Below are 24,708 nucleotides of genomic sequence, written 5' to 3' on the forward strand. Positions count from 1 at the left end.
ACGTATTCAATTAGCACGCTTCATGGCCATCATTCTCGGCATCGAATCATCCTGTGATGAAACTTCTGCAGCCATTAGTATAGACGGCATTATCCGCTCGAATATTATCGCGAACCAAACCATTCATGAAAAATTCGGTGGGGTGGTACCTGAACTGGCTTCGCGTGCCCATCAGCAGAACATCATCCCCGCCGTGGAGCAGGCTATTCGCGAGGCAAAAGTACACAAAAATGACATAGATGCGCTGGCCTTTACGAGAGGACCCGGTTTATTGGGGTCATTGTTGGTGGGTACGTCATTTGCCAAGGCGTTTGCGCTGGCACAAAACATTCCGCTGATCGAGGTCAACCATATGCAGGCACATATTTTGGCACATTTTATCGAAGAACCGATGCCTGCCTTTCCGTTCCTCTGCCTTACGGTCTCGGGAGGGCATACGCAATTGGTGCTGGTAAGGGACTACTTTGAAATGGAATTGCTGGGGCAGACCCTCGATGACGCTGCCGGGGAAGCGTTTGACAAAACAGCCAAAATCCTGGGCCTGCCGTATCCGGGTGGACCGCTGATTGACCGCTACGCGCAGCTTGGCAATGCCGGAGCGTTTGCATTTCCTGAGCCGCAGATCCCGGGGCTTAATTTTAGTTTCAGCGGACTGAAAACGGCTATTCTTTACTTTGTGCAGCAAAAGGAGCGTGAACAACCGGGCTTCGTGCAGGCACACCTCCATGACATCTGCGCATCGGTGCAATCGCGCATCGTCTCCATCTTGCTCCACAAGCTCAAACGCGCTGCCATCGAAACCGGTGTGCGTGACGTGGCCATCGCCGGTGGCGTGTCCGCTAATTCGGGTTTGCGGAGCGGATTGGTGGCGTTAGGGGAGGAGCAGGGATGGCGGGTGTTCATCCCGAAGTTTGCTTATTGTACGGATAATGCAGCGATGATCGCCATCGCGGGGCATCATAAATACCTGGCAAAGGCATTTGTGGGCCAAGATGTGGCACCATTGGCGCGGTATGAAATATGAAGAAAAGAAAACAAGGCTGATGCCTAAATATAAAGAACATGACTTGGACACCCAATGCTGACCGTTACGGACAGATGATATTTAACCGATGTGGTAGAAGTGGACTGAAACTCCCGGCCATTTCCCTCGGTTTGTGGAACAATTTCGGCGATGATGTGCCCCACCACACCAAACAAGCGATATGCCGGCAGGCACTTGATCTGGGCATCACCCACTTTGATTTGGCCAACAATTACGGTCCGCCGCCGGGGAGCGCGGAGCTGGCTTTCGGCCGTATATTGAAAGAAGATTTCGCGGGTCTGCGCGATCAGTTGATTATTTCCTCCAAGGCGGGCTATGAGATGTGGCCCGGACCGTATGGCGAATGGGGTAGCAGGAAGTATTTGATTGCCAGCTGCGATCAAAGCCTGAAACGCATGGGGCTGGATTATGTAGATATTTTTTATTCCCATCGGTTCGACCCGGAGACACCGCTGGAAGAAACCATGATGGCGCTGGACCATATCGTGCGCTCAGGTCGGGCACTCTATGTGGGGATTTCATCTTACAATGCCAACCGCACACGGGAGGCCATGGCCATCCTGAAGGAACTGGGCACGCCATGCCTGATCCATCAACCCAGTTATTCCATGCTCAACCGTTGGGTCGAGACCGATGGGTTGCTCGATACGCTGGACGAGTTGGGTATCGGATCAATTGTCTTTTCGCCGTTGGCGCAAGGGCTGCTTACAGACCGGTATCTGGATGGTGTGCCTGCCGATAGCCGCGCGAATACCAAAGGATCTTTCCGGCGCGAATTTCTCAACGAACGGAACATGGAAAACGTCCGCGCGCTTCGTGCGATCGCACAGCGCCGTGGCCAGACATTGGCTCAAATGGCGATCGCATGGGTGCTGCGGGGCGGCCGCGTAACCTCGGCGCTGATCGGGGCCAGCAGGCCGGAGCAAGTGGTCGATTGTGTCGGCGCGCTGAAACGGCTGGACTTCTCGGCCGATGAATTGGTTGAGATCGATAACTATGCCCGTGAAGGCAATCTCAATATCTGGGCAAGATCGGCCGAACTGGGATAATTTATTTATTGCGATCCCGTTCTTTCCATTGCTGGCTGAATGACTTTGGAGCAATTTGGGGAAGACTGCGATGGCTGCCCCAGGCTTTCTTAAAAAACCGCCGCAACAGGGAGTTTTTAAATTTTCCGCCGAAGAAGTCCACGAGCTTACGTCGGGTAATGGCGTACGTAAAGCCTCGCCAGGCCAGTTTCTCCGTCTTGGAAACGGTATTGCTGGCCACCGCATCGCGACGATTGAGCAATAGCATGTTGTGGATGTCGATCTTCACCGGGCATACCTCCGTACACTTGCCGCAGAGGCTGGAGGCGTAGCTCAGGTGTTTAAATGATTCCATACCCCGCAAATGAGGCGTGATGAGCGAACCGATGGGGCCGCTGTAGGTGGTATTATATGCGTGGCCACCCACGTTTTTATAAATGGGGCACCCATTGAGGCAGGCCCCACAGCGGATGCAATAGAGCCCTTGCCGTTGTTCTTTTTGCGCCAATAGGTCGGTTCGGCCATTGTCAAGCAATACCACGTACATCTCCTCGGGTCCGTCCGATTCACCTTCTTGCCGCGGTCCGCCGATAATGCTGTTATATACCGTGAGCCGCTGTCCGGTGCCATGGGTAGATAGCAGCGGCCAAAACAAGTCAAGGTCGCCGAGAGAAGGGATGATTTTCTCGATGCCCACGATGGCAATGTGGATCTTGGGAAACGTCGTCGTCAGTCGCGCATTACCCTCGTTTTCCGTGATAGCAATGCTGCCGGTGTCAGCAATGAGAAAATTGCCCCCTGTGATGCCCACATCAGCCGTGGTGTATTGATGGCGGAGCAATTCGCGTGCCTTCAACGTCAATTCCTCGGCAGTGGCGTCCAGCGGTGTTCCGAAGTGCTGATGAAACAGTGCGGCGATGTCTTGCAGGCTCAGGTGCATGGCCGGTGTCACAATGTGATAGGGCTTTTGGTTGAGCAACTGCACGATATATTCCCCGAGGTCAGTTTCGACGGTGTCCACGCCTTTTTCGTGAAGAAAGGTGTTCAGCTCGATTTCCTCGGTGGTCATGGATTTGGATTTCACCACCGTCTTCGCCCCCGCGCGTTCCATGATCTTCCAGATTTCCTGCCGCGCTTCTTCGGCATCGTTTGCCCAGATGACCTTACCGCCTTTTTGAAGAAAATTGGATTCAAATTCGGGCAGCAGCTTATCCAGGTTTTCCATCACCTTCCACTTGACGATGTGGGCTTTGCGCTTTGAATTTTCGATGTGATGAAACTGTGAAAGGCCGATTCCGACCGATACATCGTACTTATCAATGTTGTAATTGATAATTTGCCTATGGCGGGGTTCAAACGCCTTGGCAGCGCTGTCCTTCAGGAAAACAGTTTCTTGTACAGACGGCATATTATAACGTTTGGTTACCTTAGATAACGTAGAAACATGGAAAGTGTTGTCGCGCTTAGCGAATGCCGATACTGAGCTCCTTCAGCTGCTCGTCCGAAATCGGGGCTGGGGAATCGATCATCACGTCCCTTCCTGAGTTATTTTTCGGGAAAGCAATCACATCGCGGATGCTGTCCAGTCCGCCGAATATGGCCACCAAACGATCAAAACCAAAGGCGATGCCACCATGCGGTGGGGCGCCGTACGTAAAGGCGTCCAATAAGAAGCCGAACTGCCGCTGTGCCTCTTCGGGTGTAAATCCAAGATGCTTGAACATCAGCGATTGCAACTCGTGGTCGTGTATCCGGATGGAGCCGCCTCCGATCTCTGTGCCGTTGATGACCAGGTCATAAGCATTGGCCCGTACATCGCCGGGTTGGCTATCCAGCAGGGGGATGTCTTCGGGTTTCGGCGACGTGAACGGATGGTGCATGGCGTGGTATCGTCCGCTGCCTTCATCCCATTCCAGCAGCGGGAAATCAACGACCCATAGCGGCGCATACTGTTGTTTATCCCGCAATCCCAACTGGGAAGCCACTTCAAGCCGAAGTTCGCTCAGCTGTTTGCGCACCTTGTCGGTATCTCCGGCCATTACCAGCAGCAAATCACCCGGCTTGGCATCGAACGCCTGCGCCCATTGCTGAAGCTGCTCCGGAGGGTAAAATTTATCGACCGATGATTTCAGAGAGCCGTCATCGTTATAACGGAGGTATACCAAGCCGCTGGCACCGATTTGGGGCCGCCGCACGAAGTCCGTCAGCGCATCCAGTTGTTTGCGTGTGTATGCTGCGCATCCTTCGGCATTGATGCCGACGATCAGCTTGGCGCTGTCGAATACGGGGAATCCCGCTCCTTGCAGGATATCGTTGAGTTCCACGAAAGGCATGCCGAACCGAAGATCGGGCTTGTCCGACCCGTAGCGACGCATCGCTTCGTCATAAGACATGCGCGGAATAGTGCCCAGGTCGATGCCCTTTAAGGTTTTGAACAGGTGCTGTACGAGTCCCTCGAAGAGATTGAGGATGTCTTCCTGCTCCACAAAAGCCATTTCACAATCGATCTGCGTAAACTCAGGCTGCCGGTCTGCCCGCAGATCTTCGTCGCGGAAGCACTTGACCAGCTGGAAGTAGCGGTCAAATCCCGATACCATCAGTAGTTGCTTGAACGTTTGTGGCGACTGGGGCAGTGCATAGAATTCACCGGGATTCATGCGGCTGGGTACCACGAAATCGCGCGCACCTTCCGGAGTGGATTTGATCAAGACGGGTGTTTCGACTTCCAGAAAATCCTGCAAATCCAGGTACTTGCGGGTTTCCTGCGCCAGCTTGTGGCGCAATATCAGGTTGTTGCGTACCGGATTGCGCCGGAGATCGAGGTAGCGGTATCGCATGCGCAGATCATCGCCGCCGTCGGTCTCATCTTCGATGGTAAACGGCGGCAATTTGGCCGCATTCAGCACCTCGAGTGATGAAACCTTGATTTCGATTTCGCCGGTAGTCAATTTTGGGTTCTTGCTCTCCCGTTCAATGACCCTTCCGGCCACCTTGATCACGTATTCCCGGCCGAGTGCTCGCGCCTGGCTGCGCAGCGCCTCATCATCTGCCGTATCAAAAACCAATTGGGTAACACCGTAGCGGTCGCGTACATCGATAAACGTCATGCCTCCCAGATCACGGGATTTTTGCACCCACCCACTCAATACAACATGTTGGTTTAAATTTGCAATGGTCAGTTCGCCGCAAGTATGTGTTCTATGCATGTTACCGTTTTGTGTTAGGCGACAAAATTAGCGTTTTTCGCAAGAACGGCGCGGCTTTCCGGGAGATTTTTTTAGCGGAGGTGGATTAGCATAGGCATGCGGCATAGGCGCGGCCGAGTGGCACGTTCTCCCCGTTATTCAGCAAGATGTTAGACGAACTGCGCGCCAAGATGGCGTCGCGATTGATGAGATACGATTTATGTATCCGGATGAATTTTTTGTTATTCAATATCGTTTCCGAGACCTCCTTGAGACACTTCCTCAGCACGATTTTTTTTTTGGTCGTGATAAACGTAGTATAGTTGCCCTCGGCATGCGCATAGATCATGTCGTCCAGCGGTATCTTGGTTTTCTGTTTCCCATCAGGAAGAAAAATGTCCTGGCGTTGTTCCTGTATTTCGATTTGGTTGAACGCTATTTCAATGGATGCATACACGTCGTTCCGGTTGAACGGTTTGACGATGTAGCCAGTAGGCATGGTGGCTTTTGCGGCGTCTATCGTGCTCCGGTCCGCATGCGACGTCAGGAAAATGAACGGAATATGATGGCTCCGGTTGACCTCATGCGCCAGGTCTATGCCTGTCTTTTCGCCGGAAAGAATGATGTCGATCAACATCAAATCGGGCTGACTGCTTTTGATGGCAGCAAGGGCATCTTCATAGGTCATCGAGACACCACAGACCTGATAACCCAGCTCATCAAGCATGTATTCCAGATCCATGGTAATGATCAATTGGTCTTCTACAATGAGTATTTTTTTTCTTTTCATTTGAATAAATTGTTTTTTTAATGGCAATGAAGCTTGCATAAATTATTCATATCCTTTTGTTTGTGGCAATTTATGCAGGTTTCATTTGAATAATGTTACACTGAATTGCTGTTGCAAGTTAAGCCTGTCGTCGATGATGAAACGAAAGTAGAGAAGCCCTGCTTAACTCCGTGTAGGAATACGGCTACATAATTTTAACTAACTGATAATAAGTGTATTTAGGCGATATGATTGGTTATTGGCAAATGCCGTCTTTCAATACCCATACCCGAGAAGTACTGCTGGTAAGCATGCTGGACGTGTCATGAGTGCCTTGTGCTTCGTAGGTCAGGGTAATATTCCCTTTTCCGGGGTTTCCGGTGGCGGCAAGCGCCACGGTCTGGCCCTTTTCCAATTCGATGGCTGCTGCAAAAGGAAGTACCGGATCGTGTGCCGTCACCTGCCCATCGTTTGTTTGGTACGTGATCGATGAAACCTCCGCGCCATCGCCCGCTGCTACCCGGTAGGTAATCAAACTGGGGGCAGATAGCGTCGCTACTTCGATGTCACAGCTGCAAGGCCGGGGAAACAGTTCCGGTTGCTGGTCGCAGGAAAACATAGGTACCAGGATAAAAGACAGCATATGAGGGGTAATGATTAAGCGCATAAATAGTTTATATGGATACGTTTGCAAAAGTGCCGATAAATCCGGCACGAACACTGTAATGGCCCAGGGTATTTTTCATTTTGTAGCGATTGAGCTACACGATGACGACCATTCGCGCTGCCTTCTATAGAAGGGTCGGTGGGGGTGCCGCGTGCTCGGAATCGCCTGAAAATAAATGTGGAAAACTTTTTTGTGGGGGAAAGTGGGGGAAAGTGGAGTAAAGTTTCTAATTTTACATCACTTTATCGGGTAAGGTGTATTTATGAGCCATTTAATAGGAGAGTTTGATTGCAAGTTGGATACCAAGGGAAGGATGGTGTTCCCGGCTGCGCTCAAAAGGCAAATGCCTGATGTAGAGCGCACCGGGCTTGTGATCAATCGTGGCTTTGAGAAGCACTTGGTGATTTATCCGAAAAGTGAGTGGGATCAGATCACGCGCAAGCTGGCCAAGTTGAACCAGTACGTGGCGAGGAACAGGAAGTTTATCCGTGATTTTACGCGGGGAGCCACGGAGCTGGCACTGGATTCGGCAGGGCGTGTGTTGTTGCCCAAGTCGTTGCTCGAATATGGGGGTATTGACACTGAGATCGTGCTATCCTGTCAATTCAATAAAATCGAAGTATGGTCCAAAGAAGCCTATAGCAAGTTGTGGGATGATAATGAGGATGATGATTTTGCGGCATTGGCGGAAGAAGTGATGGGCGGCAGTGGCCTTGGCGACGAAAACGATGAATAATATGTACCATGTGCCTGTGATGTTGCACGAATGCATGGACGCGCTGAAGATAAAGCCCGAAGGCAGCTATGTGGATGTCACATTCGGCGGTGGGGGGCATGCTAAGGAGCTATTGAAACAGTTGGGGCAGGAAGGACGGTTATATGCCTTCGATCAGGATCCCGATGCGTTGGGAAACGCAATAGCTGATGAGCGGTTTGTGCTCATACACCAAAATTTTAAATTCTTGAAGAACAACCTGAAGCTCTATGGCGTGCGGGAAGTGGACGGTATCTTGGCTGATTTGGGGGTCTCTTCGCACCAGTTTGATGATGCGCGGCGGGGATTTTCGACCCGTTTTGAGTCGGAGCTGGACATGCGCATGGATCAATCCGGGGAGCCGGACGCCAAGCAGGTGCTGAATACTTATTCGGAGGCCGAGCTGCACCGCATTTTTGGGATGTATGGCGAGCTGCACAATGCCCGTACGCTGGCGAAGACGATCGTGACCGCACGTATTCAGCAGCCTATCCAAACAGTAGAGGCGTTGAAGGCGGTGATCAAGCACCTGGTGCCCCGTGGCAAGGAGCATAAATACCACGCGCAGCTCTTCCAGGCCTTGCGCATCGAGGTCAATCGGGAGCTGGAGGCCCTGCAGGAATTTCTGCAACAAAGCATATCGGTGCTAAAGCCGGGGGGCAGATTGGTGGTGATGTCATATCATTCGTTGGAAGACCGGTTGGTCAAGAATTTTATGGCCAAGGGAAAATTCAAGGGCGAGGTGGATAAAGATTTTTACGGCAATGAAATGAAGCCGTTCAACGTCATCAGCCGCAAAGCCATTACGGCCGGAGAAGAAGAGGTAGCCCGTAATAGCCGTGCGCGAAGCGCGAAACTGCGGGTGGCGGAGCGGATTTAAATAGGATGAGCAGTATGGCAAGAAACGCATATAAACAGCAGCCATTAAGCGAGGAGCAGCAAGCTGAGTTGCAGGAGACGGTAGAAGAAAAGGCGGACGCTACGCGGAGCTTTTTTCAGTCGTTATTTTCTACTGATCGGTTCTCTTCTTCGGCGTTCGTCGGGTATATCCCGTTTATTGCATTCGTGGGGCTGCTCGCGATCATCTACATCGCCAACCGGCACTACGCGGAGCGGACAGTGCGCGAAATTGATCGTTTAGGCAAGGAAGTGAAAGAAATGAATTGGGACTATAAGTCGCTCTCGGCGGATTTGATGAAGCTGACCACCCAATCGGAAATCGCCAAGCGGGTGGATAGCATGGGGCTGAAGGAGCGAACGGCGCCACCGAAGAAAATCGTGGTAATAAGAGCAAAAGAATAATATAACGACGTTAACGTATCTGACATGAATATCAGGACCGACATATTGCTCAGGGTATACCTATCATTTGGGCTTATCGTGCTCATCGCCATTGCGGTGTTGGCCAAGCTCGTGCACCTGCAATATGTCGAAGGCGCGCAGTGGCGCGCGGTGGCTGATAGCCTTTCTACCCGTTACGTGGATGTCGAGGCCGTACGGGGCAATATTTTTTCAAACGATGGTAGCCTGCTGGCTACCTCTGTGCCTGAATACGACCTGCGGATGGATTTAATGGCCCCAGGTATTGAGGATGATGACGTCTTCTATTCCAAGGTAGATTCATTAGCGTTTAAACTGTCTGCTTTTTTCAAGGACAAGTCTTCTGCGCAGTACTCGCGTTTGCTTAAAGAAGCGCGTAAGAAGAAAAGCCGGTATTATTTGATTAAACGCGATGTCGGTCATCAAGCATTGAAACAGGTCAGGGCGTTTCCCATTTTTAACCTGGGCAAGTATAAAGGCGGTTTGATTGCCGAACGCAAAAATAAGCGGATACTGCCGTTCAGAAATTTGGCGGCGCGAACGATCGGCTATAAGATACCGGAAGAAGACGTGCATGTGGGATTGGAGGGTGCGTATGGTGAATACATCGATGGCAAGAGCGGCAAGCGGCTGGTGCAACGGATTGCCGGTGGGGTGTGGATGCCGGTTAACCGCGAGATCGAAGTGGCACCAGTGGATGGGGCGGATATCATTTCTACCATCGATGTCAATATGCAGGACATGGCCCAGCGGGCGCTGGAAAAACAGCTGATCGCCAGTGATGCGGATAATGGATGTGTCATCTTGATGGAAGTGGCCACGGGCGAGATACGGGCGGTCGCCAATTTCACAAGGGATTCGGAAGGTGTGTACCGCGAAAAATTCAACTACGCCATCGCGCAAAGTGCCGAACCGGGTTCGACCTTTAAGCTGGCCTCCTACTTGGTGGCGCTGGAAGATGGCAAGATCGATACCAATACCATCGTGGAAACCGGCAACGGTACTTATCAGGTGCCGGGACACACGATCCGCGATACACACGCCTACGGGAAGGTCACGGTTAAGCAAGCCTTTGAACTGTCATCCAATGTGGCCATCACCAAGCTGATCAACACGCATTATCACGACAATCCCGCTGCCTTCACCAAAGGCCTGCATAAGTTGCACCTGAATGAGCCGTTAGGCCTGCAAATACCGGGTGAGGGGAAGCCGCTGATCAAAACACCGGAAAATAGAAGCTGGAGCAAACTTTCCCTCCCGCAGATGGCATATGGCTATGAATTGCTATTGACACCGCTCCAGACGCTCACATTGTACAATGCGGTGGCCAACGACGGCAGAATGGTGGCTCCGCTATTCGTAAAGGAAATCAGGCATGTGGGCAACACCGTTGAGCGGTTCGAACCCCGTATCATTGACGAGCACATCGCTTCGGATCGGACCATCAGCAAATTGCAGGCTATGCTGGAGGGGGTGATGATCGAAGGCACGGGCAAGCGCCTGCGCAATCCGCAGTTTGCGATGGCGGGCAAAACCGGCACCGCGCAGATGGCCGATGACGCAAATGGATATCGTGACCGTAAGTATCAATCGTCGTTTGCCGGCTATTTCCCCGCAGATAACCCGAAGTATTCCATGATTGTGGTCGTCCGCAATCCACGCAACGGATATTACGGCGCTTCCATAGCCGGACCGGTATTTCGCGAACTGGCGGATATGGTGTTTGCTAATGACCTCAATCTGCATGATGACTTTGAGCAGATGCGGTTTGTGGGCAATACCGAATTGCCGTCTTCGCTGAAGGGTTCCAAAGCGGCTACGTTGCGCGTTTTTGATGCATTAGGCGTCAAGGCTACTTATGCGTCATCCGACCCGATACGGCATGTCGACACTGTAAAAGGTGTCGCATTTGCCGATGAGCAGATCAGCGAAGGAGTGGTGCCGGATGTAAAAGGCATGGGACTCATCGATGCCCTCTATGCACTTGAAAACTCGGGATACCGGACGAAGGTAAATGGCAAAGGGAAAGTCGTCGCGCAATCCTTGCCTGGCGGACAACGGATAAAGATTGGCACACCCATATTGATTGAATTAAAATGATGGTGCTTAAGGACATACTCCATGGCATTCCGGTACGTCAGGTCGTTGGCAACTTGAACATGACGGTGGCAGGTTTGTGCTTTGACTCACGGGAAGCGGTGCCGGACAGTCTATTTGTGGCTGTGCGCGGAACGCATACCGATGGGCACCGGTATATCGACGCGGCGATAACATTGGGGGCTTCGGTGGTGCTTTGTGAGACCTTGCCTGAGAAAACCCTTGACGCCATCACGTACATCCAAGTAGATGATACGGCTTTTGCGCTGGGCGTGTCGGCGTCCAATTACTTCGGAAATCCATCCAAGCGGTTGCGGCTGGTGGGGGTTACCGGTACGAACGGAAAAACAACCATCGCTACACTGCTCTATAAGCTGTTTCGGAAATTGGGTTATGAGGCCGGATTGCTTTCTACCGTGCAGAACATGGTAGGCGACCGTTTGGTGGCGGCCACGCATACCACGCCAGATCCACTGGCATTGAATAGGCTATTGCAGGAGATGGTCGAGGCCGGATGCGACTACTGTTTCATGGAGGTCAGTTCGCACGCCATCGTGCAGCAACGGATAGCGGGCCTGAATTTCGCCGGCGGGATTTTTTCAAACATCACGCACGACCACTTGGATTTCCACAAGACATTCGACGAGTACATCAAGGCCAAAAAGACATTCTTTGACGGACTCGACCGGTTCGCTTTTGCCCTGTCCAATGCCGATGATAAAAATGGGTCGGTGATGCTCCAAAATACGTTTGCCCATAAAAAAACATATGGGATCAAGAGCATGGCCGATTTCAAAGCAAAGGTGGTGGAAAGCCATTTCGACGGCATGCTGCTTCACCTCGATGGGCAGGAAGTGTGGGTAAAGTTGGTTGGCGGCTTCAATGCTTACAACCTATTGGCCGTATACGGCGCCGCGATATTGCTAGAGCAAGAGACCATGAAAATCCTCACAGCCCTAAGCACCCTTACGGGCGCGGAAGGTCGCTTTGACACCATGATATCAAAAAATGGGGTGATCGGCGTGGTCGACTACGCACACACGCCCGATGCCGTGCAGAACGTGCTGGAGACCATCCAAGGACTCCGCAAAGACAAGGCACAGATCGTGACGGTGCTGGGCTGCGGGGGCGATCGGGACAAGGCCAAGCGTCCTGAAATGGCGGCTGTGGCCGTGCGGCACAGCGACAAGGTGATCATCACGTCGGATAATCCGCGTACGGAAGATCCGATGCAGATCATCCATGATATGGAAGCAGGCATTCCTGAAGACAGCAGGCGGAGCGTGTTTTCCATTGCCGACCGGCGGGAAGCGATCCGGGCGGCGTATCATTTGGCACAACCCGGTGATATCATACTGGTGGCGGGCAAAGGACATGAGAAGTATCAAGAGATCAATGGCGAGCGGTACGATTTCGACGACAAAGCGGTCTTGACCAACGCATTTAACGAGCAATAACGCGCATATGTTATATTATTTATTCACTTGGATAGAAGAATACACGCACATTCCCGGGTCGGGCTTGTTTCAATACATCTCGTTCCGTACAGCTATGGCGGTTATTGTGTCCTTGATCATCACCACCGGCTACGGGAGCCGCCTGATCCGCGTGTTGAGGGCCAGACAGGTGGGGGAAACCATCCGCGACCTAGGCCTTGAAGGCGAAAAACAGAAACAGGGGACACCCACGATGGGGGGATTGATCATCTTGACGGGCATCTTGATACCCACCCTGTTGTTTGCCCAATTGGAAAATATTTACGTCATCCTGATGCTGATCACGACGGTATGGATGGGAGCAATCGGATTTTTGGATGACTATATCAAGGTGTTTCGCAAAAATAAAGAGGGATTGGCCGGTCGTTTCAAGGTCGTCGGCCAGGTGGGATTGGGCATTATCATCGCCTGCACCATGTATTTCCATCCCGACATCGTCGTACGCGAGCAGGTGACCAATCCGGCGCCGGGTAGTCACGTGCAGCGGCACGTGCAGGAAGGCACGGGCGAGGAATACTACACCAGAGATGTCAAGTCGACCAAGACCAATATCCCCTTTTATAAAAACAACGAGTTCGATTATGCAAAAGTGTTAAGCATATTTGGCTTGAATGGTCCGGTAACCACCTTTGTGGTCTTCTTGCTGGTGGTCGTCATCATCGTCACGGCGGTATCCAACGGAGCCAATATCACTGACGGGATAGACGGGCTCGCTACCGGTACGTCTGCCACCATTGGCGGCACATTGGCCATCTTGGCTTATGTGTCGGGCAACGTTATCTTTTCGGATTACCTCAATATTATGTACATTCCCAATTCGGCTGAACTCGTGATTTTTGCCGGCGCATTTGTAGGGGCGTGTACAGGTTTTCTTTGGTATAATTCCTACCCGGCGCAGGTGTTCATGGGTGATACGGGCAGCCTCGCCATCGGCGGCATCATTGCTGCATTTGCCGTGCTGATTCGTAAGGAACTGCTCATCCCTATTTTATGTGGGGTATTCCTCATCGAAAATGTTTCAGTCATCATGCAGGTCTCCTACTTTAAATACACGAAGCGAAAATACGGCGAGGGCCGCCGGATCTTCCGGATGTCGCCCCTTCATCATCATTACCAAAAGAAGGGATACCACGAAGCCAAGATCGTGACGCGGTTTTGGATATTGGGCATCATACTGGCGATTCTGACCATTGTCACCTTGAAAGTAAGATAATTCATATGGCAGCGATACCGACATACCATTATCCTCAGCACGGCAAACTCGCAGTACTCGGTGCTGGTGAAAGCGGGTTCGGTACGGCTGTACTGGCCCAGAAAATGGGCTTTGAAGTGTGGGTGTCTGACATTGGGCAGATTGCAGACCGTTATAAAACACAATTGCAGGATATGGGTATCCCGTTTGAAGAAGGCGGACATAGCGAGTCCGTCATCCTGGCTTCGGACCTCGTGGTGAAAAGTCCGGGAATACCCGAAACCGCGCCCATCGTGCAGCAGCTGAAAGCTAAGCAGATCCCCGTGATCGCTGAAATAGAGTTTGCGGCGCAGTATACCGATGCGAAATTGATCTGCATCACCGGCTCCAATGGCAAGTCTACTACGACGATGCTGACCTGGCATTTGCTGACGCAAGGTGGACTCAATGCTGGGCTGGCCGGCAATATCGGAAGAAGCTTTGCATTGCAGGTGGCGCGTGAACAGTATGACTACTATGTGTTGGAGTTGAGCAGTTTTATGCTGGATGACATGGAGCATTTCCGCGCCGATGTGGCGGTGCTGCTGAACATCACGCCCGATCACCTCGACCGCTATGACCATCAGCTGCAAAATTACGTCGATTCGAAGTTCCGCATCATCCGCAATCAGCAACCTGAGGACCTGTTCATTTACTGTGCGGACGACCCGATTACGCTGGAAGGGCTGGATAAGCATATCCCCGTAGCCCGGACACTGCCGTTCAGCATTGTCAGGCAAGTCGAACCGGGGGCCTATTTGAATGTGCATAATGAAATAGTGATTAACGTACCATATCAAGATACTTTTACGATGGATATTAATGAACTTTCCCTTCAGGGTAAACACAATGTGTACAACAACATGGCCTCCGGATTGGTGGCCAAGGCGCAGGAACTCCGCAATGCTTCCATGAAGGAAAGCATGGGCTCCTTCAAAAATATCCCGCACCGCCTGGAATTTGTGGCGTGTATCGCCGGTGTTAATTACATCAACGATTCGAAAGCCACCAATGTCAATGCGGTATGGTATGCATTGGAGAGCCTCGCGCCGCAAGTTGTACTGATTATGGGCGGTGTGGATAAGGGCAACGATTATGAGATGCTGAGTGACCTGATCCGGACAAAAGTGCGGGCAATCGTCTGCATCGGCAAAGATAACGCCCGCATATACGATGCGCTGGAAGACGATGCCCAGATCATTGTAAACAGCTCGAGTATGCGCGATGCGGTCGAGATAGCCTCGCACTTAGCGCAAAAAGGGGATACCGTATTGCTGTCGCCCGCGTGTGCGAGTTTCGATTGGTTCAAGAATTTCGAGGACCGTGGCAATCAGTTTAAAGAGGCCGTGATGGATCTGTAAATTTAAAAAAATGGAACAGGCGTTTTCAAAGTTAAAAGGCGACCGGTGGTTGTGGATCATCATCATCGTGTTGTCCGTATGGTCCCTGCTCGCGGTATATAGCTCCGTGGGCACCTTGGCCTATAAGGAGGGCAAAGGCACAGAGGTGTATCTGATCAAACACACCTTGCTGATCTTCGGCGGGTTTGCGCTGATGTATTTTTCGCACCTGCTCGATTACCGCTGGTACGCCGGTATTTCCAAAATCTTGATGCTGATCACGATCCCGTTGCTGCTTTATACCTTGTTTTTCGGAAATACCGTCAATGAAGCCAACCGGTGGGTCACCATCCCCGTCATTAATCAGACGTTCCAGACATCCGACTTGGCCAAGCTGGCGTTGATTACCTTTTTGGCAAGGACATTGACGCGCAAACAGGAAAACATTAAGGACGTGAAGACGGCGTTCTTGCCCATTATGGGTTCCGTTTGCCTCATCTTTGGGCTGATTGCACCGGCAAACCTTTCTACAGCGCTCATGTTGTTTGGTGTGAGCGTGCTCCTGTTGATCATCGGCCGCATCAGCATTAAGCAGATTTTTTACGTATGTGCCGGTGTTTTTGTATTGCTGATCTTGGTGATCGCGTTGGGACCGCGTCGGCAGACATACATGTCGCGTGTAGATACTTACCTCAACGGGGGGGCTGCTGATGACGATAAGTCTTATCAGGCCGATCACGCCAAAATCGCTATTGCGACCGGCGGACTGTTTGGCAAGGGACCGGGCAATAGCACCCAGCGCAATGTACTGCCCCACCCGTACTCGGATTTTATCTTTGCCATCGTCGTGGAAGAGTACGGTGCCATAGGGGGTTTTGTGCTGGTTTGCCTGTATGTAGCGCTCATGTTCCGATGCATCCGCATCGTGACGCTCAGTCCCAAAGCCTTCGGGGCGCTATTGGCCGCCGGGTTGGGGTTCAGCCTTACCTTGCAGGCTCTCGGGAACATGGCCGTGGCGGTAGGTCTGGGTCCGGTTACCGGTATTCCGCTGCCACTGGTGAGTATGGGCGGTACATCCATCTTGTTTACCAGTGTCGCCTTCGGCATCATCTTGAGTGTCAGTCGCAATATTGACGAAATGAAAACACAAGGATCGGCAGAGCGGAATAAAAAGGTCATCGTGGGTGAAATCCCCGCAATGGGGTAGGGCGCAATAAACGATAATAACAGGTATCATGGCAAAGCGAGTCATCATCAGCGGAGGGGGTACGGGGGGGCACATCTTCCCCGCAATAGCCATTGCCAACGCACTGAAGCGCCTGGCACCGGATACGAAGCTGTTATTCGTAGGGGCAAACGGCAAGATGGAAATGGATAAAGTGCCCGCCGCAGGATACGAGATCATCGGTCTGGATATCCAAGGTATCAACAGAACGTCTTTCTGGAAGAACCTGGCCCTGCCGTTCAAATTATATAAAAGCATCAGCAAAGCCCGGCAGATCATCCATGATTTTAAGCCGCATGTCGCCGTTGGTGTGGGCGGATATGCTTCCGGCCCATTGCTTCACACCGCGGTGCGGATGCAGATACCTTGCCTTATTCAGGAGCAAAACTCCTATGCAGGTATTACCAACAAGCGCTTAGGTAACAAGGTAGATAAGATCTGTGTGGCCTTCGCGGGGATGGATAGGTTTTTCCCGGAAGCGAAGATCCTGTTCACCGGAAATCCCATCCGGCGCGAATCCGTGGCGATCGAAAACAAACGGTTTGAGGCGGCCGAATTGCTGGGCCTTTCACCCCATAAGAAAACCATACTGCTCACCGGCGGAAGTTTAGGTGCACGTACCCTGAATAACTGCATGCGTGACGGTCTGGCGGAGTTGGCGACGGCAGATGTGCAACTGGTGTGGCAATGTGGCCAATATTATTACGAGGAGCTTCGCCAAGCGGTGGGCACGCAATATGATGATCGCATGAAACTGACGGCGTTCCTCCATCGCATGGATTTGGCCTATGCAGCCGCCGATGTGATCATTGCACGGGCAGGGGCAGGTACCATAGCGGAACTTTGCGCGGTGGGCAAACCAGCGATTTTGGTGCCCTCGCCCAATGTGGCGGAAGACCACCAGACCAAAAACGCTCAGGCGCTGGTGGATCAGGGTGCGGCACTGATGGTGAGCGATACGGATGCACCGCAGCAACTGGTCGATACGGCCTTGCGCCTACTGAACGATCAGGAGCGGGGCAAAACATTGAAAATGATGATCCGGAAACTCGCGATTCTGGACGCCGACGAAGTGATCGCCAGGGAAGTGTTGAGACTGGCAGACGTGAGGCGATAGACGTGAGACGTGAGACATGAGACATGAGACAATAGACATGAGACGATAGACATCAGACAATAGACAATAGCAAAAAAACATGAACATCGACAACATCAGGCAGGTATATTTCATCGGAATCGGCGGGATCGGCATGAGCGCATTGGCGCGGTATTTCCGCCATTTGGACTGCTTGGTGGCGGGGTATGACAAAACGGAAACGGAACTGACCAAACAATTGGTAAAAGAAGGGATTCCGGTCAGCTACTTGGACGATTTTACGCTTGTCGATGAATCCTTCAAGACGGCAGATGCGCATACCTTGATTATCTATACGCCAGCGGTACCCAGTGAACTGGAGATCCTCAATGGCTTTCAACAATTAGGACATGCCTTATATAAGCGCTCACAGGTGCTTGGCTTGATCAGTCAAAGCAGGTTTACCATCGCCGTCGCCGGCACGCATGGCAAGACCACCACATCCACTTTGATCGCTCATATCCTGAAAGATAGCGGCTACGATTGTTCGGCTTTTCTCGGGGGCATCAGCACCAATTATAACAGCAACGTGCTCTTCTCAACCAACAATGTGGTCGTGGTGGAAGCCGATGAATATGATCGGTCCTTTCTGACATTGTATCCGGACTTGGCGGTGGTGACTTCCGCTGATGCGGATCATTTGGATATTTATGGCGATAAAGATCAACTCCTTGAATCGTTTGCCTTGTTTCTCAGTCAATTGCACAAAGATGGCAAGTCGATCGTCAAGGCGGGATTGCCATTTGAGGCCGATATCTGGTATTCGTCAGACACGCCGACCGACGCCTATGCGGATAAGATTCGGATCGCAGATGGGGAGTTTTATTTTGACTACGTATGGGGCGACCAGCAGATTGCCGGTATTCATCTCGGGGTGCCGGGAAAACATAATGTGGAAAATGCGGTTGCCGCCATCACGGTTGTTCGCCAATTGGGTGTCGAGCCGGCAAAGATTGTAAAGGCCCTGTCGTCTTTTGCGGGCGTGAAACGCCGTTTTGAATATATCGTCAAGCGTGATGACGCGATCTATATTGACGACTATGCGCACCACCCGGCGGAATTGAAGGCCTTCTTGTCGGCTGTGAAGCAGTTGTATCCAACAAAAAAACTGACGGCTATTTTCCAGCCGCATCTGTATAGCCGCACGCGGGATTTTGCCGATGAGTTTGCAGAGGTATTGTCTACTGTCGATACCCTGCTCCTGATGGATATTTACCCGGCCAGGGAGTTGCCGATAAAAGGCGTGGACTCCCGGATGCTGCTTGATAAGGTGACGGTTGCTGACAAGCACCTCGTCACGCATGATAATGCAACGGATTATGTGCGGGTCTACCGGCCGGAATTGCTGGTGACGGTCGGTGCCGGCGATATCGATTTATTGGTGAAATCATTAAAAGCGACATTGGAAGATGCTTAAAGGGCTGTTATATCGATTCAATTGGCGGGGGCTGTTATACGGCGTCTTAAGCGCCGTTGTCTTGGCCGGACTGGTTTTGCTGATGGGCTTTATCAATACCAAGAGCGGTGAACAGGCTTGTTCGGCGGTTCGGGTGATCGTCTTGGGTGACGAATCGTTTATCGAACAACGCGATATCCTGACCATGCTCGGTGAGCAATACGGCGAATTGAAAGGACGCACACTGGCAGCGATCCCCATACACGAAATTGAACAGGATTTGCGTCAGATCCCGTTTGTTTATTCGGCTAATGTCACCATCGATATGGATGGCTTATTGACCCTGCGTATCAAACAGCGGGAAGCCGTGGTGCGTGTCATCAACAGCAGCGGGCGCGATTTTTACATTGATCGGCAAGCGCACAAAATGCCTGTCTCGCTGAAATACGTGCCACGCGTACCCATCGTCAATGGGCACATTGCCGAGCCGTATAATGGCGCGTTGGATAGCATACAAAGCCAATTGGTCAGGGACATCTTTAAAACCGCTCAATTTATCAGCAATGATAGCCTGTGGAGCAGCCAAGTGGTGCAACTTTATGTAAACGAACACCAAGACATCGAATTGATACCCCGTGTGGGCCATCAGCAGATTATCTTGGGCAACGCCGATTCGCTGGAACGCAAGTTCGAAAAACTGTTATTGTTCTACCGCAAAATCGTTCCCAAAATGGGGATGAACGCCTATAAATCCGTGAACTTGAAATTCGCGGGTCAGCTCGTTTGCGAGCGCGACGAGCGTTTCAAACCGGAAGAAATGACAACAACTCAGGATTCAATACATCATCGTTCAACAGATAGCATCAATACACAATAGTTATGAAGACAAAAGTGACAACCGAAAAAGACTCGCCGATCGTCGTGGGACTCGATATTGGTACCACCAAGATCTGTGTCACCGTAGGCCGGAGGAGCGGCGCGAACAAGATCGAAATCCTCGGTGTGGGGAAGGCTGAATCCTCTGGCGTGAGCAGAGGGGTGGTCGCCAATATCCAGAAAACGGTCAACAGCATCACCCAGGCGGTCGAGGAGGCCAGCGGGCAGTCCAACGTGGACATCAAAGTCGTCAACGTAGGCATCGCCGGTCAACACATCAAAAGCATCCAGCATCGGGGCATCCTCACGCGCAAGGACGATAATGAGATCAGCCGCGTCGACATTGAACGGCTGATTGAAGATATGTACAAGCTGGTGCTCCCTCCGGGCGAGGAGATCATCCATGTGCTGCCCCAGGAGTTTACCGTCGATAACGAACCCGGGATCAAAGACCCCATCGGGATGGCCGGCAGACGGATGGAAGCCAATTTCCACATCATCTCGGGACACGTAAGTGCGGTCAAGAACATCAAAAAGTGTATTGACAATGCTTCTTTGGAGGTACAGGACCTGATCCTCGAGCCCTTGGCTTCTTCCGAGGCCGTGCTTGACGAGGCCGACAAAGATGCGGGGGTGGTATTGGTGGATATCGGCGGCGGTACCACCGATGTAGCCATTTTCCATGAGGGCATTATTCGCCATACGGCGGTCATCCCATTGGGGGGCAATATCGTTACCGAAGATATCAAGCAAGGCTGTGCCGTGTTGCGCAATCAGGCAGAGCTCCTGAAAATTCGCTTCGGATCGGCCCTGGCGGATGAAAATAAGGAGAATGAAGTGATTTGCGTGCCCGGACTCCGTGGGCGTGAACCCAAGGAGATTTCGGTCAAAAACCTGGCCTATATCATCCAAGCCCGTATGGAAGAGATCATTGAGCATGTATACTATGAAATCAAATCTTCCGGTTATGAAAATAAGCTCATCGGAGGCATCGTGATCACCGGAGGCGGTGCCCAGCTGAAACACTTGGTGCAGCTGGTCGAATACATCACCGGCATCGACTGCCGCGTGGGTTTCCCCAACGAACACCTGGCCAAAAATGAGGTGCTGGCTAAAAACATATATGATGAACTGAAAAGCCCGCTCTACGCCACCGGTATCGGATTGCTGATCAAAGGTATCCAAGCCGAGGAAGAACAGGAAGAAATGATCCAGAAGAAAGGTATACCACTGTCGGTAAAAGAGATCACCGACAAAGGCAACAAAGAGAAAGGGTTCTTCAAATGGTTCAGGGATATCATTAAGGACGGCAACGAAATCGATGACGAAAGCTACCTGGGCAAGAGATAGTTTTCAACAACAGTTATTTTTTCCACATTATTAACAGTTGTGGAAAACCATTGTGTAAAAAGTGCTATTATTACACTACGATTATAGGGTCAACATGATTTTTGTATCACGCTCTGTTGGAGCAAAATACGATTGAAATATGTCTTTCAAGTTTGAAATGTTAAAGGAACAATCGGCAATTATCAAGGTAATTGGCGTAGGTGGTGGCGGGGGAAACGCGGTCAACCACATGTATAAGCAAGGGATCAGCGGTGTGGATTTCATCGTTTGCAACACAGACGCCCAGGCGCTCGAGTTGAGCCCGATTCCCAATAAGGTGCAGCTGGGGGCCAGCCTCACCGAAGGAATGGGCGCAGGTGCTGATCCCACGGTCGGCGAAAATTCAGCCATCGAAAGCATCGAAGACATCAAGCGCATGCTGGGGTCAAATACCAAGATGCTCTTCATCACGGCGGGCATGGGCGGTGGCACCGGTACCGGCGCAAGTCCGGTGCTGGCCAAGGCGGCCAAGGAATTGGGGATACTCACCGTGGCCATCGTGACAACACCTTTTGCTTTCGAAGGCAAAAGGAGGCGGACGCAGGCCGAAGAGGGATTGGATGAATTGCGGAAATATGTCGACTCCTTTTTGGTGATCTCAAACGACCGGTTGCGCGATATTTTCGGCAACCTTACCATGACGGCCGCATTTGCAAAGGCGGATGATATTCTCACCACCGCGGCAAAGGGCATCGCCGAGATCATCACGATACCCGGCTATGTGAATGTGGACTTCAAAGATGTGCGGACAGTGATGAATGACAGTGGTGTAGCCATCATGGGCAACGCCATTGCCGAAGGGGAGCAACGGGCACTGCGCGCGGTTGAAGGAGCACTCGCCTCACCGCTCCTGAAAGATAATGAAATCGAGGGTGCGCGGTATATTCTGCTGAACATCACCTCCGGAAAACAGGAAGTGACCATGGATGAGGTGACGGTCATCACTGACTATATCCAAGGGAAAGCCGGATTATCGGCTGATCTGATCTGGGGTAATTGTATCAGCGACTCGCTGGAAAACGAATTGTCGGTGACCATCATCGCCACCGGATTCCAAACCGCCGAGGAACGCAAATTGGAAAGGGAAAACGAGCGGATAGAAATCCCGCTCACACCGGAAGAACCCAAAGCTCCTTACGTAAAACCCATCAACCAATTCGTACAAAAGGAGACAAACGCCTCAGATGCGGAGCCGGCCATCAAGCCAGCTGCCGAACGGAATGCTCCGCAGCCCACAGTGCAACAGGCTGATTTGTTCAGTACCCCGTCTTCTTCAAAACCCCAACTGCGGAATAGTACGCCTGATAAGGATGGTATCATCCGTCATACGCTGGCTCCGCAAGCCGACGAGCCGTCTAATGAAGAGCCGGTAAGCGATGGCTATGAAGTGAAAGTCGCCCCGTCGCCGTTTCAGTTTGAACTGCCAACTGTCTCGGAGGAAGTTGCAGACGAACAGCCGCAGGCAACACATCCCCAGGAGGAAGCACATCCCATGACCAATCCTGTGAGCCCTGCACCTGCAACAGCAGCGGAGGCCTCAATCGGCGCCGATGCGCATAAGACGCCGGAGTTCGTAGAAGAGCAATTGCTGAAAACCAAGGAACGTATCCTTCGCCTCAAGGAGCTGAGCATGAAACTGAAGTCTGCAAATGGCCTCCAGGAGTTGGAAACAGAGCCTGCATACCGGCGCAAGCAGATGGCATTGGACGATGTGCCGCACTCCTCAGAATCACAAGTATCGCGGTTTACGCTATCTACGGAGGAAGGCATTACCGAAATCAGGCCAAACAACTCGTTTTTGCACGATAATGTAGATTAAGGCATTTCTGCCTTTTAAGATAACGGCTGTTTGGCTGGGATTCGACAGGATTTCAGCCAAACAGTTTTTTTTTGATCTGATATAAACTTTATCTTTGCAACAATTTTTTTGTACATCATATTGAGAAACGATATTGGACTTATTTGATAAAATCGCGAAGAATCTAGGCCCGATAGGCCAGCACTATGAGTGGTCGCATGGTTATTTTTCCTTTCCGAAATTGGAAGGAGAAATCGCACCTCGCATGTTGTTCAACGGAAACGAGCATTTGGTCTGGAGCCTCAATAATTACCTTGGCTTGGCCAATCACCCCGAAGTGCGGGAAGTGGATGCCCGGGCGGCCGCCGAATTCGGCATGGCCTATCCGATGGGCGCTCGGATGATGTCTGGAAATAGCGTGCATCACGAAGAATTGGAGCAGGACCTGGCCACTTTCGTGGGCAAGGAAGATGCATTCCTGCTCAATTACGGTTACCAAGGGATGGTATCGATCATCGATGCCTTGGTAGACCGAAACGATGTGGTGGTGTATGATGCAGAGTCACATGCGTGCATCGTAGACGGTGTACGGCTTCACATGGGCAAACGGTTTGTTTACCGGCATAATGATATCGAAAGCTGCGAAAAACAGCTGGTCAGGGCCGCAAAGTTGGCCCGTGCCAGCGGCGGGTCTATCTTGCTGATCACCGAAGGGGTCTTCGGGATGTCCGGTGTGCAGGGACAATTGAAAGAAATTGCGGCGCTGAAAAAGAAATACGGATTTCGGATGCTCGTAGACGATGCGCATGGTTTCGGTACCATGGGTCCCACAGGGGCAGGCACGCACGAAGCCCAGGATTGCATGGACGACGTCGATATTTATTTCGGCACATTTGCCAAGTCAATGGCCGGAATAGGGGCCTTCGTGGCGTCTACCAAGGAGGTGATGACCTACCTGCGCTATAACATGCGCTCCCAGACATTTGCCAAATCCCTGCCCATGCCGATGGTGTTGGGGTTGAAAAAGCGCTTTGAGCTCCTTAAGAACAGTCCCGAACTGCGCGAACGGCTATGGCGTATCGCCCGGGCGCTTCAAAATGGATTGCGCGAACGCGGTTTTGATATCGGGGCCACCAACACGATGGTGACACCGGTATTCCTCAAAGGCGACCTCAACGAGGCGACCGCCCTGACGCGCGACCTCCGGGAAACCCACGGCATCTTCTGCTCCATTGTGGTGTACCCCGTCATCCCGAAAGGGCTGATTGAGCTGCGCTTAATCCCCACTGCGGTGCATACCGAAGCGGATGTAACCTATACGTTGGATGCCTTTACCGCGATCAGCGAAAAGTTGAACGCAGGCTACTACCGGCAGACGGTTTCGTTACCATCCGAAAGTTAACCGGTTTATTTTCTCAAAAAAGGCCAAAAAAAGCGTGTATAGCGCATTTTTGGCCTTTTTATTTTCATCCACTCGAACCTGCGTTATCTGGTTGATTTTCAGTATAATACCGGTTTGTCGCTACAGACATGCGATGGGCTACCGGGTCGAATGTGGAAAAAAAAGCCCGTTTACAGCCTGTTTTGGATGTTTTAAAGTTTTTTTTTCCGAAAAAAGATTATACTTTTAACCCACTGTAGATTATTAACTTTAATTAAATCAAAAACTAAAGGAGTATTTATTATGGCAAGTATTCAAAAATTTAATGAGCTTAAGAGCTTGATTGAAGGGTTAGATGGAGACGCTGACAAATTCTTCAATAAGGGCAACAACGCTGCCGGTACACGGGTTCGTAAAGGCCTGCAAGACGTGAAAAACTTGGCGCAAGCGATCCGCTTGGAGATACAAGAAACAAAAAACACAAAATAAGCATAACGGTCGGCGCATACGCCGCCGATTGATAAGCCCTGATTCCAATCAGGGCTTTTTTTGTTTGGCCGAATTAGCTAACTTCGT

Annotated in this window: 21 protein-coding genes; 17 read left to right on the forward strand and 4 right to left on the reverse strand. The window is 51.5% G+C overall.

The window, feature by feature from the left end; all coding sequences use genetic code 11:
- The first annotated feature begins 22 nt into the window (after positions 1–22).
- Together tsaD and mgrA are read left to right on the forward strand one after the other, a co-directional pair.
- A complete protein-coding gene (gene tsaD / locus ACMGDE_RS05850; RefSeq protein WP_436831830.1) occupies positions 23–1,024 on the forward strand; it encodes a tRNA (adenosine(37)-N6)-threonylcarbamoyltransferase complex transferase subunit TsaD in 1,002 nt (333 codons plus the stop codon).
- 38 nt (positions 1,025–1,062) lie between these two features.
- Positions 1,063–2,094 (forward strand): L-glyceraldehyde 3-phosphate reductase, encoded by a 1,032-nt coding sequence (gene mgrA / locus ACMGDE_RS05855; RefSeq protein WP_436831831.1) that lies wholly within the window; start codon positions 1,063–1,065, stop codon positions 2,092–2,094.
- 1 nt (position 2,095) lies between these two features.
- On the opposite strand, the gene ACMGDE_RS05860 is transcribed toward mgrA, so the two are convergent.
- The 4 genes from ACMGDE_RS05860 to ACMGDE_RS05875 all read right to left on the reverse strand — a co-directional run bounded on the left by ACMGDE_RS05860 (position 2,096) and on the right by ACMGDE_RS05875 (position 6,694).
- Positions 2,096–3,481 (reverse strand): LutB/LldF family L-lactate oxidation iron-sulfur protein, encoded by a 1,386-nt coding sequence (locus tag ACMGDE_RS05860; protein WP_436831832.1) that lies wholly within the window; start codon positions 3,479–3,481, stop codon positions 2,096–2,098.
- 55 nt (positions 3,482–3,536) lie between these two features.
- Positions 3,537–5,279 carry an aspartate--tRNA ligase gene (gene aspS / locus ACMGDE_RS05865; RefSeq protein WP_436831833.1) on the reverse strand — a complete coding sequence of 581 codons (1,743 nt, stop codon included), beginning with the start codon at positions 5,277–5,279 and terminating at the stop codon, positions 3,537–3,539.
- 85 nt (positions 5,280–5,364) lie between these two features.
- Positions 5,365–6,048: a response regulator gene (locus ACMGDE_RS05870; RefSeq protein ID WP_436831834.1), complete on the reverse strand. Its 684-nt coding sequence runs from the start codon at positions 6,046–6,048 to the stop codon at positions 5,365–5,367.
- Between the two features lie 235 nt (positions 6,049–6,283).
- Positions 6,284–6,694: a hypothetical protein gene (locus ACMGDE_RS05875; RefSeq protein WP_436831835.1), complete on the reverse strand. Its 411-nt coding sequence runs from the start codon at positions 6,692–6,694 to the stop codon at positions 6,284–6,286.
- A 262-nt stretch (positions 6,695–6,956) separates the two neighbouring features.
- Between ACMGDE_RS05875 and mraZ the strand changes: the two genes are divergently transcribed.
- The 15 genes from mraZ (at position 6,957) to ACMGDE_RS05950 (ending at position 24,621) form a co-directional block, all read left to right on the forward strand.
- Positions 6,957–7,430: a division/cell wall cluster transcriptional repressor MraZ gene (mraZ, locus tag ACMGDE_RS05880; RefSeq protein WP_436831836.1), complete on the forward strand. Its 474-nt coding sequence runs from the start codon at positions 6,957–6,959 to the stop codon at positions 7,428–7,430.
- Complete coding sequence (gene rsmH, locus ACMGDE_RS05885) at positions 7,423–8,328, forward strand: 16S rRNA (cytosine(1402)-N(4))-methyltransferase RsmH (protein WP_436831837.1); 906 nt, start codon at positions 7,423–7,425, stop codon at positions 8,326–8,328. The genes mraZ and rsmH overlap by 8 nt, the downstream gene beginning before the upstream one ends.
- Before the next feature lie 14 nt (positions 8,329–8,342).
- Positions 8,343–8,750 (forward strand): FtsL-like putative cell division protein, encoded by a 408-nt coding sequence (locus tag ACMGDE_RS05890; RefSeq protein ID WP_436831838.1) that lies wholly within the window; start codon positions 8,343–8,345, stop codon positions 8,748–8,750.
- A gap of 24 nt (positions 8,751–8,774) precedes the next feature.
- Positions 8,775–10,868, forward strand: a complete 2,094-nt coding sequence (locus ACMGDE_RS05895) for a penicillin-binding protein (protein WP_436831839.1) — start codon at positions 8,775–8,777, stop codon at positions 10,866–10,868.
- Entirely contained in the window at positions 10,865–12,322 is a 1,458-nt protein-coding gene (locus ACMGDE_RS05900) for a UDP-N-acetylmuramoyl-L-alanyl-D-glutamate--2,6-diaminopimelate ligase (RefSeq protein ID WP_436831840.1), read from the forward strand. The genes ACMGDE_RS05895 and ACMGDE_RS05900 overlap by 4 nt, the downstream gene beginning before the upstream one ends.
- A 7-nt stretch (positions 12,323–12,329) precedes the next feature.
- Complete coding sequence (mraY, locus tag ACMGDE_RS05905; protein ID WP_436831841.1) at positions 12,330–13,574, forward strand: phospho-N-acetylmuramoyl-pentapeptide-transferase; 1,245 nt, start codon at positions 12,330–12,332, stop codon at positions 13,572–13,574.
- A gap of 5 nt (positions 13,575–13,579) precedes the next feature.
- Entirely contained in the window at positions 13,580–14,953 is a 1,374-nt protein-coding gene (murD, locus tag ACMGDE_RS05910; protein WP_436831842.1) for a UDP-N-acetylmuramoyl-L-alanine--D-glutamate ligase, read from the forward strand.
- A gap of 10 nt (positions 14,954–14,963) precedes the next feature.
- Positions 14,964–16,139 carry an FtsW/RodA/SpoVE family cell cycle protein gene (locus ACMGDE_RS05915; RefSeq protein WP_436831843.1) on the forward strand — a complete coding sequence of 392 codons (1,176 nt, stop codon included), beginning with the start codon at positions 14,964–14,966 and terminating at the stop codon, positions 16,137–16,139.
- A 28-nt stretch (positions 16,140–16,167) separates the two neighbouring features.
- Entirely contained in the window at positions 16,168–17,274 is a 1,107-nt protein-coding gene (murG, locus tag ACMGDE_RS05920) for an undecaprenyldiphospho-muramoylpentapeptide beta-N-acetylglucosaminyltransferase (protein WP_436831844.1), read from the forward strand.
- Positions 17,275–17,353: 79 nt separating this feature from the next.
- Positions 17,354–18,709 carry a UDP-N-acetylmuramate--L-alanine ligase gene (murC, locus tag ACMGDE_RS05925; RefSeq protein WP_436831845.1) on the forward strand — a complete coding sequence of 452 codons (1,356 nt, stop codon included), beginning with the start codon at positions 17,354–17,356 and terminating at the stop codon, positions 18,707–18,709.
- The gene (locus ACMGDE_RS05930; RefSeq protein ID WP_436831846.1) at positions 18,702–19,565 is read left to right on the forward strand and encodes a POTRA-like domain-containing protein; all 864 of its coding nucleotides are present in this window, start codon (positions 18,702–18,704) and stop codon (positions 19,563–19,565) included. Before murC ends, ACMGDE_RS05930 begins: the two co-directional genes overlap by 8 nt.
- A gap of 2 nt (positions 19,566–19,567) precedes the next feature.
- Entirely contained in the window at positions 19,568–20,914 is a 1,347-nt protein-coding gene (gene ftsA, locus ACMGDE_RS05935) for a cell division protein FtsA (protein ID WP_436831847.1), read from the forward strand.
- Between the two features lie 139 nt (positions 20,915–21,053).
- Positions 21,054–22,772: a cell division protein FtsZ gene (gene ftsZ, locus ACMGDE_RS05940; protein WP_436831848.1), complete on the forward strand. Its 1,719-nt coding sequence runs from the start codon at positions 21,054–21,056 to the stop codon at positions 22,770–22,772.
- A gap of 133 nt (positions 22,773–22,905) precedes the next feature.
- A complete protein-coding gene (locus ACMGDE_RS05945; RefSeq protein ID WP_436831849.1) occupies positions 22,906–24,153 on the forward strand; it encodes an aminotransferase class I/II-fold pyridoxal phosphate-dependent enzyme in 1,248 nt (415 codons plus the stop codon).
- 282 nt (positions 24,154–24,435) lie between these two features.
- Positions 24,436–24,621: a BF3379 family histone-like protein gene (locus tag ACMGDE_RS05950; protein WP_436831850.1), complete on the forward strand. Its 186-nt coding sequence runs from the start codon at positions 24,436–24,438 to the stop codon at positions 24,619–24,621.
- Positions 24,622–24,708: the final 87 nt, after the last annotated feature.

This window comes from Parapedobacter brassicae (genome assembly GCF_051400755.1).
In the GTDB taxonomy this organism is placed as follows: Bacteria; Bacteroidota; Bacteroidia; order Sphingobacteriales; family Sphingobacteriaceae; genus Parapedobacter.